We start from the raw sequence: 12,295 nt of genomic DNA on the forward strand, positions 1-12,295 counted from the left end.
ATCTGTGCCAGGGCGCGACGCGTTAAGCTCGCCCCATTGCCGTCGTGGTGGCGGCGCCTACCGGAGGACCACCGTTGTCACGTAATGAGCCGATAAGCACTTCGATCTCCCACGATGACGGCATCGCTGTGTTGACGGTCGGCGGTGACGTCGACCTCGCCACGGTCCCGACGTTTCAGGCGGCGATCACCGAGGCGCTCACGCAGGAGCCCACTGCCCTCGTCGTCGACCTGCTTGCGGTGGACTTCCTCGCATCGGCGGGATTGCAGGCGCTGGTCGCGACACACGAAACCGTGAGCAAGTCAGCGCGCTTCGCGGTGGTGGCCGACGGGCCGGCGACCAGCAGACCGATCCAGCTGACCGGACTCGACCAGGTGTTCTCGCTGTATCCGACGCTGGCCGAGGCGCTCGGCGCGCTGAAGTCCGGTTCCTAGTCTCCGCGGCGCCGCTAGCTGCGATTTCGAACTGAGCGCCGGTGCCGATCTTCGGTTAGAGTTCACACGCCGGCTTTGATCTTGAAGCCTTTCTGGCACCGGTCGCGACAGTTAGGACTGCAATCATGAGGTCAGCTCGGACCGGTCGTCGCATCGCCGCCGTCGCGGGTGGTGCCGCTGCGGTCGCGATGGTCATGTTCAGCGCGTCGTGCTCCACCGAGGAGAAGGCGCCGGAAGAGACCACCACGACGACGACCACGACAACCACCACTGAGGCCCCGCCGCCGCCGGTCGAGACCACCGACAAGGCGCCACGCATCTCACCCGGGCCCAACCCCTTCTCGCCGACGGTGACTGCAACGCCGGCGCCGACGGCCATCCCGGGCGACAACTAGCAGTCCACCGATCCGGGCCGGACGGTGAGTGCGCGGCTACTCGGCGTGCTGGTGCTGATCACGGCGGGAGTATTCGTTCTCGTCTCCGATCTGCGCCCCGCCTCCGTGCGCCCCGGCGGCGAGGTGATCGCCGGCCCGTACTCCTACCTGTTGGCGAGCTCGACAGATCTGGGAGCCTCGCGTGACAGCGGGGTGCAGCTGACGATGGCGTTGCGCGACGGGCGCCGCCCCGCGGGGGTGTTCGCATGGGCGGACGGTCGCGGGCTTTCCGTGCGGTGGCGCCCCGGACATCAGTGGGCCGTGGTGGAGGGTCCGGCGGTATCGGTCGCCGATGCGTTCGACGTCGAGGTGCGTGACTACCGCGGGCGCCGAGGCCAGGTGTTCTACGCATCCCCGCAGCAGCCGGACGTGCCGGATGTGTTGCGCGACGAGGTCTTCGAGGTCGGCCGGATCCTCGGTTACGTGCCGCATCACACGTCGCACATCTGGACGCTGCCGCTCGATGTTCCGGACAAGGGCCTGACGCCCGAGGCGCTGCGCAACACCTACAACGCCGCGCCGCTGGCCGCGGCCGGCTACACCGGCAAGGGCACCACGATCGTGTTCTTCGCCTTCGACGGGTTCGACCAGGCCGATCTCGACAGCTTCGCCGACACCTACGACCTGCCGCGGTTCACCCCCGAGGTGGTCGGTGAACTCGACGAACCGCGCGGTGAAGCCACGATGGACCTTCAGGTGGCGCACGCGGTCGCTCCCGATGCCCGCAAGGTCGTGGTCAGTGCCCTTCCGACCGTCACCGCCGACGGCGCCTTCGAACGCATCGGCCAGATGCTCGAGGAGACCGACCGTCGGTATCCGGGCGCCGTGTGGAGCTTCTCCATCGGATGGGGCTGCGACAAGCTGATCACCGCCGCCGACCTCGCCCCCGTGCGGTCGGCGCTGGCCACCGCGCAGTCACACGGCACGGCGGCGTTCAACGCCAGCGGTGATCTCGCGGGGCTGGAGTGCAAAGGCGGCGACGACTGGTCCTCGCCGCCGGGTGAGTCCGACATCGGCCTGGACTCGATCGCCTCGCTGCCGGAGATGACCGACGTGGGCGGCACCACCCTGTCCACGGACGGCGAGGGTCGGTGGCTGTCCGAGCAGGCGTGGTTCGACGTGCCGCTGTCGGTGGGCACGGGCGGTGGCGTCTCGGCGGTGTTCGACCGTCCGGACTGGCAGCGCCAGGTGTGGCCCGACCGCGACACCGACCGCCGGCTGACTCCGGACGTCGCCGCCGTCGCGGACCCGTTCACCGGCGTGCGCATCGTCTTTGCGCAGACGCCGTTGGTCGGTGGCGGCACGTCGCAGTCGGCACCGATCTGGGCCGGTCTGGCCGCTGTGATGAACCAGTACCTGCTCGCCAACGGGGGCCGCCTGCTCGGCGACCTGAACCCGCTGCTGTATCGCATCGCACGGGGGGCCCCGCTGCCGGCCTTCCGCGACGTCACCCTCGGAGGTAACGCGGTCGCGGACGCCCTTCCCGGCTACGACCTGGTGACCGGCCTGGGCACCCCGGATGTCGACAACCTCGTGCGCAACGTGCTCATCTTGCAGAAGGCGGCAACGTGAGCACCGGCGACGACGACACCGTCCCGACCGCGGAGTGCCGGGTCTGCAAGACCGACGTGCCGGCCGGCGAGTACTGCGGGTTGTGCGGTTGTCACCTGACACCGCGGCCGCGGGAGGGCCCGGATTGGTTGCGCCCACTCGATTTCAGCGCCGCGCCCAACGAACACCTTCTGCAGGTCTCGGTCGCGAGCTCGCTGTTCCCGCACCTGCCGCAGCGGTCTCGCAGCGCGTTCCGGATTGGCCTGCTGGTGTTGGTGGCGGCGCTCATCGCTTTCACCCTGCTGCGGTTGCCCGCCGCCGTGGTGACCGTTGCTGCGTTGGGTCTGCCGCTGCTGTTCGTGCTGTATCTGCGCGAGTCGGATGCGTTCCGCGACTTTCCCGTTGGCACACTGCTTCTCACGGTCGTCCTGGCAGTGGGGCTCGCGGTCGGCTGGGCGCTGTTGACCGGTGCGATGTTCGCCAAATCCTATGGTGTCGCGTTGGGTTCGGCGATCGTCGGCATGCGCATGCTGAGCATGGGCATCGTGGTTCCACTCGGCGGGGTCGTTCTGATGTTGTTGCCCGCGGCGATCATTCGCGTGACCGGGCCATCGTCACGAGAAGCATTGGACGGCTTCATGATCGGAGCGTTGGCGGCGTTGAGCTTCTCCGCGGCGGCAACGCTCACGCGGTTGGCCCCGCAGTTCGGCACGGGTGTGGTGAGTAAACGGCCCATGGAGAGCCTGCTGGTCGAGGCGGGCATCCGGGGGCTGGCGGCGCCGTTGATCGCTGCGGCGGCCGGTGGATTGATCGGTGCCGCACTGTGGTTCACCCGGCCACCGAGCAAACGCGATCAACGCCCCGGTGTCGTGCGCGCGATGCTGATCGGCTTCGCCGCCGCGGTGCTCATCGTGTATGTGTCTCTCGGCCTGATCGACGTGGCCCGTTTCCCGCAGGTGCTGATGCTGGTGCTGTACCTCGCGCTGGCGGGGGTGGCGCTGCTGCTGCTGCGGCTGGGTCTACACCTGGCGTTGCTACACGAGGCGCACGACGAGATCCGCGCAGAGGAACCGCTGTTGTGCCCGCACTGCGGACACGTCGTGCCGGATATGGCGTTCTGCCCGGCATGCGGGGTGGCGACCCGCGCGTCCTCACGCTCATCACGCAGGGCGCGGCGCGAATCGCGGCCGGTTCGCGGTGACCCGGAATGAGCGGGTCCACCGATTTCTTTCCCGGCTACGCGGTTCCGGCCGGCGCGTACGCGGCCGCCGCGCCGCGGCGCACCTCGCGCAGTCGGCTGGTGCTGACGTGGTTGGTCGCGATCGTGCTGATCGCCGCCGCGCTGGTCGGGGTGTCGGCGATGATGGCCAAGCCGCCGGTGCGCTACGTGTGCCCGCCCGACTGCGGGCGTCCACCGACCGGCACGCCGGTGTCGATCAACCCTCGCTTCACATCGCCGGACGGTGCGTTCTCGGTGTCCTATCCCGCGCCCGAGTCGGCCTACCGGGTGAGCACCAAACCCAACGGTGTCACCGCCGAACTGCTCGCCGGGGACGGCGGGACTCTGCAGTTGTTCAGCGAACCCGCGGCGGGCCGATCTGCACAGGAGATCGCAAAGTCGTTGGTGAAAGCCACTTTTCCCGACACCCGGACCGCATATGCGATTCCCAACGCCATGGTCGGCTTCCATCCGGGATACGGCGAAGTTGCCGACTGTTGGCCACAGGGCGCCAACAGCAGCTATCTGCGCATGCGGGTCCTCGTGGTGGCCGCGGTGAAGAACGATCTGGCGTTGGTGGCGGCGGCCGTGGGGCCGTACCACCAGTTCAGCCCCGACTTCGGGTTCGGCAAACCGTCCGGAGCCAATCTCCAGATCGCCCTGGATATGGGCAAATACGTCAACAGCTTCAGTTGGCGTGGGGACCGGCCCCGCTGATGTGCTCAGACCGCTGATGCAACTTTGGCGGCAGCGTGGTCGGGCATCGGGTCGTAGCGGGCGAAGGTCCTGCTGAACGTGCCGGCTCCGTGGGCCAGCGAACGCAGATCGATGGCGTAGCGGGTGAGCTCGACCTCGGGGATCTCGGCCTTGACCAATGTGCGGTCGTCGCCGACCTTTTCGGTGCCCAGCACGCGGCCTCGTCGCCCGGCCAGATCGCCCATGATCGCGCCGACGAAGTCGTCGGGAATCAGCACCGTCACTTCGTCGACAGGCTCCAGCAGGTTCACCTTGGTCGCCGCGGCCGCTTCCCGCAGCGCCAGCCCGCCCGCCATCTGGAAGGCGAAGTCCGACGAGTCGACACTGTGGGATTTGCCGTCGAACAGCGTGACGCGGATGTCGACGACCGGGTAGCCGGGTCCGACACCCTTCTCCATCTGCGCCCGAATGCCCTTTTCGACGCTCGGGATGAACTGGCGGGGTACCGCGCCGCCGACGACTTTGTCGACGAACTCGAAACCGGAACCTTCGGGCAGCGGCTCGACCTGGATGTCGCAGACCGCGTACTGGCCGTGCCCGCCGGACTGCTTGACGTGGCGGCCATGTCCTTTGGCCTTGCCGCCGAACGTCTCTCGTAACGGGATGCGTAACTCGACGGTGTCGACGGCGACACCGTAGCGCCGGGAGAGCGCGTCCAGGACGACGTTGGCGTGCGCTTCGCCCATCGTCCAGAGCACGATCTGGTGTGTCTCGGGGTTCTGCTCGATGCGCAGGGTCGGATCTTCGGCGGCCAACCGTTGCAGACCGCCCGACAGTTTGTCCTCGTCGGTCTTGGCTCTGGGCTGCACCGCGATGGGCAGTAGCGGTTCGGGCATGCTCCATGGCCGCAGCACGAGCGGATCGGACTTGTCGGACAGCGTGTCGCCGGTCTCGGCCCGGCTGAGTCGCCCGATCGCACAGATGTCGCCGGCGGTCACCGAGGGGGCGGGACGCTGTTGCTTGCCCAGCGGAAAGGACAGCGACCCGATGCGCTCGTCTTCGTCGTGGTCCTCGTGAGTGGCGAGCGAACCGGTCAACGAGCCGCTACCGCCGAAGAACGACGAGAAGTGGCCGGACACATGCACTGTCGAGTCGGGCGTGATGGTTCCCGAGAACACCCGGACCAGGCTGACCCGTCCCACGTAGGGGTCGGACGTCGTCTTGACCACCTCGGCCAGCAGCGGGCCGTTCGGGTCACACGGAAGCTCGGCACGCGGTTTGCCCTGCGGCGTGAAGACCTCGGGCAACCGGTGCTCGGGCGGTGAGGGGAAGCCGGCGGTGATGATTTCGAGCAGTTCGAGCGTGCCGACGCCCGTGCCGCTGCACACCGGAAGCGCGGGGAAGAACGTCGCCCTGGCGACGGCCTTCTCCAGATCGTCGATGAGCACCGACTGGTCGATCTGTTCGCCACCGAGGTAACGCTCCATCAGCGTCTCGTCCTCGGATTCCTCGATGATGCCCTCGATCAGGGTGCCGCGGTGTTCGGCGATCGCGTCGGCGTACGAGCCGTCGGGTTCATGGGCAGCGGTGCGCTTGCCGTCGGCGTATTCGTAGTGCGTCTGCGACAGCAGGCCGATCAACCCGGTGCAGGGCGAATCGGCGGGCAGGTACAGCGGAAGCACCTTGTCACCGAAGGCCCGCTGCGCGGCGGCCAACGCGTTGGGGTAGTTCGCGCGGGCATGGTCGAGTTTGGTGATGACCACGGCGCGCGGCATGCCCACCTGGCTGCATTCGAGCCACAGCGCCTTGGTGGGTTCGTCGACTCCTTCGTTGGCGGCGATGACGAACAGCGCACAGTCCGCGGCTCGTAACCCCGCCCGCAGTTCCCCGACGAAATCGGCGTAACCGGGAGTGTCGATGAGATTGACCTTGATGCCGTCGTGTCGCAGCGACGCGAGTGCAAGGCCCACCGAACGCTGTTGGGAGATCTCGGCTTCGTCGCTGTCGCAGACCGTGGTGCCGTCCTGCACGGAACCCTGTCTGGTCAGGACTCCCGCGGCCACCAAAAGTGCCTCGACGAGTGTTGTTTTGCCGCCACCCGATGGGCCCACCAGCACCACATTGCGGATGGCGGCCGGACTGTCCGCGGTCGGGGCGGCTCCGGCGCCCTGGGAATGTGTCGTCTTGTCAGCCATGACGTTCCCTTCCACGACGGCTGCGCTGCCGCCAAAGTGTGTGTTAGACCACAATTCCCCTAACCGACAGCCAGCACAAGGGCTTGACCGAAATCGCGCTCAGGCCTGCCACGAAGCCCACTTGGTGATGGTCACGCTGACCACCGGGCCGTCGAGGGCGATCCGCTCATACTGCGGATACTTGTTGCGCAGCAGCGCGTACCCGGTAGCCAATTCTTCGCCGCTGTAGTGGATTTCGGCGCTGCCGTCGACACGCACCCACCACAGCTGCGTCCAGTCGTCGTCGTAGTGGTCGGCGAGCACACTCACTTGCGGGTTGCCCTCGATGTTGCTCAACCGCCGCAGATTGCGCGTCGACTTCCGTTTGGCGTCGACGGCGGTGTAGACGGTTCCGGCGTGCACGGCGAACACGACGGGCACCAGGTGTGGTGCTCCTGCGGGTCCCACGGTGGCGAGCGTCGCGACGGGCGCCGCGGCGAACATGGCCTCCGGATCGAATGCGTCCATCACCGCTGGCTGGGCCGCTGCGGCGCGACGCTGATCGGTGACCGGGTCACCGGTGTGCGCGTCACCCCGATCTCCGGGTCGCGGCCGGTCCTGGTCGGAGGGGTGCGCGGCCGGTAGGTCGCGGGCGGCGGAGGGGCGACCGGCGCCGCCGAGGTCTCGACGCGCGGCGGTGGTGCCGGCCGCGGCGGCGGCGGGGTGCTCGGTGATTGCGGTGACGTGCGCGCCGGTGCCGTGGTCTGAACGGTCGGGCGGACCGGTTCGGGCTCCCGGTCGGTGGGCTCGCCGGGCGCGCCGAAGACCAGCAGGACAGCGGACACGACGAGCGCGACGGCCGCGATCGCGGCGGCGAGAAGAAGGCTGAGATTTCGTTTCGTGCGGTACCAGGGCGGCGGGGCGGGCGCGAAATACCAGGAGTTCTCGTCGAAGGCGTCGAACAGCATGTCCCGGCCCGGCACCTTGGCGGGGTCGAAGACCTCCGCGTCCGCATCCGCCCCTGAATCGGCGGCATCGGCGACATCGACCGGGTCGTCTATGAGGTAGTCGAAGTCCCCCGAAACTTCGCGTCGCGCCACACGAGAATGCTAACGCCGGGCAAAGGTGGCGGCCTGGCAAAGTCCGGTGGAAGTCCGGTGGAACTTGCGCGTCGTCATAACCGCCGCGATAGGGTTTCGGACGCCCTCGCGCGGAGTCGTTCACCGCGGCGATCCGGTGCGGTGACCGCTGCGTCACCGCGCCGACTCCTGACCATCGGAAGGTTCGGCAATGAAGATCACCAGCCTGGCGGCCGCGTTGGCCGCATCCGTTCTGCTGCTGGCCGGTTCGGTTGCCTGCGCGCCGCCGGACAAGAGCGGTGACGGGCAGCAGACGCAGTCCGGTGTCAAGGCCGCCGAAGCCACTTCGGCCGAGGATTTCGGGGGGATCGACGGGCTCGTTGAGGCGGCCAAGAACGAGGGTGAGCTCAATGTCATTGCGCTACCTCCGGATTGGGCCAACTACGGCGCGATCATCAAAGCGTTCAGCGACAAGTACGGCATCAAGGTCAATTCGGCGCAGCCCGACGCATCCAGCCAGGACGAGATCAACGCGGCCAATCAGCAGAGGGGCAGGAGCACCGCGCCCGACGTGTTCGACCTCGGCCAGTCCGTCGCGTTGGCCAACACCGAGATGTTCGCGCCTTACAAGGTGGTCAATTTCGACGACATCCCGGCGGCGTTCAAAGACGCGGAGGGAACCTGGGTCAACGATTACGGCGGATACATGTCGATCGGCTTCGACTCGGCCAAGGTGCCGCCGGTGACCCGCATCGACGACCTGCTCAAGCCGGAGTATCGGGGCAAGGTGGCTCTCAACGGCGACCCCACGCAGGCGGGCGCCGCGTTCTCCGGGGTGCTGATGGTCGCGCTCTCCCAGGGCGGTTCGGTCGACGACATCGCTCCGGGCGTCGAGTTCTTCCGAAAGCTGGCCGACGCGGGCAACTTCCTGCCAGTGGACCCGACGCCGGCCACCATCGGATCCGGTCAGACGCCGGTGGTGATCGATTGGAACTACACCAACGCGGCGCAAAGCAAGAAACTGCCCTCGTGGCAGGTTCTGGTACCGCCGGAGTACGCCGTCGCGGGCTACTACTACCAGGCGATCAACAAGGACGCGCCGCACCCGGCCGCCGCGCGCCTGTGGCAGGAATTCCTCTACAGCGACGAGGGCCAGAACTTGTTCGCGCTCGGCGGTGTTCGGCCGGTCCGCGCCGACAACATGGCCACCGACGGCACATTGGACAAGGAGGCCGCGCAGACCCTGCCCGTCATCGACGGACCGGTGACGGTTCCCTCGCCCCAGCAGACCGAGGCGGCCACCAAGTATCTGTCGGAGCACTGGGCCGCCGCGATCGGCTGACCGTGCACGGGAGGGAGCGAGTCTGACCAGGCTGCGGGACACCGCGCGAGACATCCTGCCGCTGCTGCCGTTCCTGGCGGTGGTGGTGGTCTTTCTGCTCATCCCCACCGCGACGGTGATCGTCAACGCGTTCGTCGTCGACGGCGTGTTCTCCCTGGAGCGCATCAACGCGTTGTTCTCCGGTCCGGCGTTGTCGGCCCTGAGCAAGAGCGTGGTGCTCTCGGGCAGCACCGCGCTGATCGGCGCGGTACTCGGGGCGGTGCTCTCCTGGTTGATCGTGTCCGGCCCGCCGACGTCGACGGTGCGGCGCGCCGTGCTGGCGCTGTGCAGCGTGCTCGCGCAGTTCGGCGGTGTCGCACTGGCTTTCGCGTTTCTGGCGACGGTCGGGCTCAACGGCGTGTTGACGTTGTGGCTGGAGCACCTGCTCGGATGGAACCTCGCGGCGTCGGGGTGGTTGTACGGGTTGCCGGGCCTGATTCTGGTCTACACGTACTTTCAGATACCGCTGATGGTGATCGTGTTCATGCCCGCCCTCGAGGGTCTGCGGGCGCAGTGGCGCGAAGCGGCGCTCACCCTGGGCGCGTCACGGCTGCAGTACTTCCGCGAAGTGGTTGTGCCGTTGTTGACGCCGGCATTCCTGGGGTCGGCACTGTTGTTGTTCGCCAACGCATTCGCGGCGTACGCGACGGCCGCCGCGTTGGTCAGCCAGGGCAGCCCGATCGTGCCGCTGCTGATCCGGGCCGCGCTCACCAGCGAGGTGGTGCTGGGTCAAACAGGCTTCGCGTATGCGTTGGCGCTCGAGATGATCGTCGTCGTGGCAGTGGTGATGGTGGCCTACAACAGGTTGGTGCGACGTTCGGCGAGGTGGCTTCGATGACCCGGGCCACCAAGGTGATTCGCGGGGCGCTCTGGGTGCTTTTCGGCGCGTTCTTCCTGTTTCCCCTCTACGCGATGGCCGACTTCTCGACGCGCAACCTGCTCGCAGGTGGGCGCACTCTGCGGGCGTGGGGCAACCTGATCGCCGATGACGCGCTGTATGCGGCTATCGTCGTATCCCTGCTGCTCGCGGTGTACACGGTGGTCGCGATGTTGGCGATCCTGTTGCCGACCATGATCTGGGTAAGGCTGCGGGCACCATGGGCGAAGGGCGCCGTCGAGTTCCTGTGCCTGTTGCCGTTGACGATTCCGGCGTTGGTCATCGTGGTCGGCCTGCGCAATGTCTATCTGTGGGTGACGTACTTCCTCGGAGAATCCGCGTTGACGCTGACGTTCGTCTACATCGTGTTGGTGTTGCCGTTCGCGTACCGTGCGCTGGACGCGGCGCTGTCGTCGATTGACCTGCGGACTCTCACCGAGGCCGCGCGATCGCTCGGCGCCGGTTGGGCGACAACGATTCTGCGGGTGGTCGTGCCGAACATCTGGTCGGGGATTCTGTCCGCGGCCTTCATCTCGGTTGCCGTCGTTCTCGGGGAGTACACCATCGCATCGCTGAGCGGTTATGAGACTTTGCAGGTGCAGATCGTGGCGATCGGCAAGGCCGACGGCCCCACGTCGGTGGCCGCATCGTTGGCCGTGCTGCTGCTGGGTTTCGTTCTGCTGACGGGCCTTTCGCTCGCCACCCGCGGGCGCCGCCGAGTCCGGGGAGTCGCCGCATGACCACCGGAGTCGCCGTCGAACTCAACGACCTGACGCGGGTGTACGGGTCGAGAAGGGCACTCGACGGGCTGACGCTGCGTGTCGAACCCGGCGAGCTCGTCGCGCTGCTGGGTCCGTCGGGCTGCGGTAAGACCACCGCGCTGCGCATCGTCGCCGGGCTGGACACGGCGACGTCGGGCACGGTGTCCGTCGACGGGCGAGACGTCAGCCGGGTACCCGCGAACAAGCGCGACATGGGCATGGTGTTCCAGGCCTACAGCCTGTTCCCCCACCTCACCGTGCTCGACAACGTCGCGTTCGGTCTGAAGATGCGCGGTGCCTCCAAACGCGAACGCCTGTCCCGGGCTGCCGAGATGCTGGACCTGGTCGGGCTGTCGGCCCACACCGACAAGTACGCCAGCGAATTGTCGGGCGGGCAGCAGCAACGCGTCGCACTGGCCCGCGCCCTGGCGATTGCGCCGCGAGTGCTACTGCTCGATGAACCGCTGTCGGCGTTGGACGCGATAGTCCGGTCCCAGTTGCGCGACGAGATCCGCCGTGTGCAGTTGGAGGTCGGTACGACGATGTTGTTCGTCACCCACGACCAGGAGGAAGCGCTCGCGGTGGCCGACCGTGTCGGGGTGATGAACCAGGGCAGACTCGAACAAGTGGCCGCGCCAGCCGACCTCTACGCCAACCCGGCGACACCGTTCGTCGCGGAGTTCGTCGGCCTGAACAACAAAGTGCGCGCGACGGTTTCGAATGGCACCGCCCAACTGCTCGGGACGTCGTTGCCGACGCTGCCGGGTTCGGTGGCTTCCGGGCCCGGGCTGGCGATGGTCCGTCCGGAATCTGTGACGGTGACCGCTGACGCGGCAGGCACCTCGACCATCAGCTCGGTGGCGTTCCTCGGCGCGATCTCGCGGGTCTACGCCGCCATGGGTGACGGCACGGTGATCTGCGCACAGATGGGAAGCCCGGCGGCGCGGGTCTTCACACCCGGCGACAGCGTCAGCATCGGCGTGGAATCCGACGGCGTGCTCGTCGTGCCGGCCTAACCCCGCCGAACGTGGGTTACCAGCACGCTCCGCGCGCGAAAAATGTGCGGGTAACCCACGTTCGCGGAAGAGGGGTCAGACGTCCTTGACCGGTTCGATGCCGAGGTCGCGGTAGGTGACCAGCGCGGCGAACGGCACACCCCGCGCGGCAAAGCGTTTGGCGGCGATGTCCCCACGGTCGACCATCGGGATCACGCCGGTAACCACCGCACCCGCCGCGGTCACCCGGTCGAACGCGATCTCGGTCGAGCCGCCGGTGCTGATCACGTCGTCGACCAGCAACACCCGCGTACCCGGCGCCAAGCGGGTGCCCTCGATCCACTGCTCGCGTCCGCGCGCCTTCTGCTCCTTGCGCACCGAGAACCACGCCTTGCCGGTGACCATCGCTACGCCGTGCGCCAACGGGTCGGCGCCCATGGTCAGCCCACCCACCGCGTCGAACTCGATGCCGCGGCTCTCGGCCAGCTCGGCGACCGCGCGACTGACGATCGTCAACCGCTCACCGGTGTCGATCGCGTACTTACCGTCGATGTAGTCGTGGCTGAGCTGCCCGCTGGCCAACTTGAACGGCTCGTCGCGTCGCTCGTGGCCGCGGGTGGCGATCAGATCGAACGCCGCTTGCCAGGTGGCCGGTCGCCCGGAGGGAGCCGCAGCAGTCATGAGGTGATCGTAT

General features: G+C 67.6%; 13 protein-coding genes. 9 read left to right on the plus strand and 4 right to left on the minus strand.

Annotated elements, in window-relative coordinates:
- Nucleotides 1-74: 74 nt before the first annotated feature.
- The 5 genes from AU072_RS10870 (at nucleotide 75) to AU072_RS10890 (ending at nucleotide 4,355) form a co-directional block, all read left to right on the plus strand.
- On the plus strand, nucleotides 75-434 hold the full coding sequence (locus tag AU072_RS10870; protein WP_165595642.1) for an STAS domain-containing protein: 360 nt from the start codon (nucleotides 75-77) through the stop codon (nucleotides 432-434).
- 125 nt (nucleotides 435-559) lie between these two features.
- The gene (locus AU072_RS10875) at nucleotides 560-829 is read left to right on the plus strand and encodes a hypothetical protein (RefSeq protein WP_064413789.1); all 270 of its coding nucleotides are present in this window, start codon (nucleotides 560-562) and stop codon (nucleotides 827-829) included.
- A 24-nt stretch (nucleotides 830-853) separates the two neighbouring features.
- The gene (locus AU072_RS10880; RefSeq protein WP_064413790.1) at nucleotides 854-2,440 is read left to right on the plus strand and encodes a S53 family peptidase; all 1,587 of its coding nucleotides are present in this window, start codon (nucleotides 854-856) and stop codon (nucleotides 2,438-2,440) included.
- A complete protein-coding gene (locus AU072_RS10885) occupies nucleotides 2,437-3,630 on the plus strand; it encodes a hypothetical protein (protein WP_064413791.1) in 1,194 nt (397 codons plus the stop codon). Before AU072_RS10880 ends, AU072_RS10885 begins: the two co-directional genes overlap by 4 nt.
- Nucleotides 3,627-4,355 carry a hypothetical protein gene (locus tag AU072_RS10890; protein WP_064413792.1) on the plus strand — a complete coding sequence of 243 codons (729 nt, stop codon included), beginning with the start codon at nucleotides 3,627-3,629 and terminating at the stop codon, nucleotides 4,353-4,355. Before AU072_RS10885 ends, AU072_RS10890 begins: the two co-directional genes overlap by 4 nt.
- 5 nt (nucleotides 4,356-4,360) lie before the next feature.
- Here AU072_RS10890 and AU072_RS10895 read toward each other — a convergent pair whose 3' ends face one another.
- The 3 genes from AU072_RS10895 to AU072_RS10905 form a co-directional block, all read right to left on the minus strand.
- Entirely contained in the window at nucleotides 4,361-6,529 is a 2,169-nt protein-coding gene (locus tag AU072_RS10895; protein WP_064413793.1) for an elongation factor G-like protein EF-G2, read from the minus strand.
- A gap of 99 nt (nucleotides 6,530-6,628) precedes the next feature.
- Nucleotides 6,629-7,036 (minus strand): TIGR03668 family PPOX class F420-dependent oxidoreductase, encoded by a 408-nt coding sequence (locus tag AU072_RS10900; protein ID WP_064413794.1) that lies wholly within the window; start codon nucleotides 7,034-7,036, stop codon nucleotides 6,629-6,631.
- Entirely contained in the window at nucleotides 7,036-7,608 is a 573-nt protein-coding gene (locus AU072_RS10905; protein WP_064413795.1) for a hypothetical protein, read from the minus strand. Before AU072_RS10905 ends, AU072_RS10900 begins: the two co-directional genes overlap by 1 nt.
- Nucleotides 7,609-7,798: 190 nt before the next feature.
- Here AU072_RS10905 and AU072_RS10910 point away from each other — a divergent pair, with 190 nt between their 5' ends.
- The 4 genes from AU072_RS10910 to AU072_RS10925 are packed head-to-tail and all read left to right on the plus strand — an operon-like array spanning nucleotide 7,799 to nucleotide 11,622.
- Nucleotides 7,799-8,929 carry an ABC transporter substrate-binding protein gene (locus tag AU072_RS10910; protein WP_064413796.1) on the plus strand — a complete coding sequence of 377 codons (1,131 nt, stop codon included), beginning with the start codon at nucleotides 7,799-7,801 and terminating at the stop codon, nucleotides 8,927-8,929.
- A gap of 31 nt (nucleotides 8,930-8,960) precedes the next feature.
- Nucleotides 8,961-9,806: an ABC transporter permease gene (locus AU072_RS10915; protein ID WP_064413797.1), complete on the plus strand. Its 846-nt coding sequence runs from the start codon at nucleotides 8,961-8,963 to the stop codon at nucleotides 9,804-9,806.
- Entirely contained in the window at nucleotides 9,803-10,585 is a 783-nt protein-coding gene (locus tag AU072_RS10920) for an ABC transporter permease (protein WP_064413798.1), read from the plus strand. The genes AU072_RS10915 and AU072_RS10920 overlap by 4 nt, the downstream gene beginning before the upstream one ends.
- A complete protein-coding gene (locus AU072_RS10925) occupies nucleotides 10,582-11,622 on the plus strand; it encodes an ABC transporter ATP-binding protein (RefSeq protein WP_064413799.1) in 1,041 nt (346 codons plus the stop codon). Before AU072_RS10920 ends, AU072_RS10925 begins: the two co-directional genes overlap by 4 nt.
- A 75-nt stretch (nucleotides 11,623-11,697) precedes the next feature.
- On the opposite strand, the gene pyrE is transcribed toward AU072_RS10925, so the two are convergent.
- Complete coding sequence (pyrE, locus tag AU072_RS10930; RefSeq protein ID WP_064349141.1) at nucleotides 11,698-12,282, minus strand: orotate phosphoribosyltransferase; 585 nt, start codon at nucleotides 12,280-12,282, stop codon at nucleotides 11,698-11,700.
- Nucleotides 12,283-12,295: the final 13 nt, after the last annotated feature.

It is taken from the genome of Mycolicibacterium novocastrense (genome assembly GCF_001499835.1).
GTDB classification, from domain to species: Bacteria; Actinomycetota; Actinomycetes; order Mycobacteriales; family Mycobacteriaceae; genus Mycobacterium; species Mycobacterium novocastrense.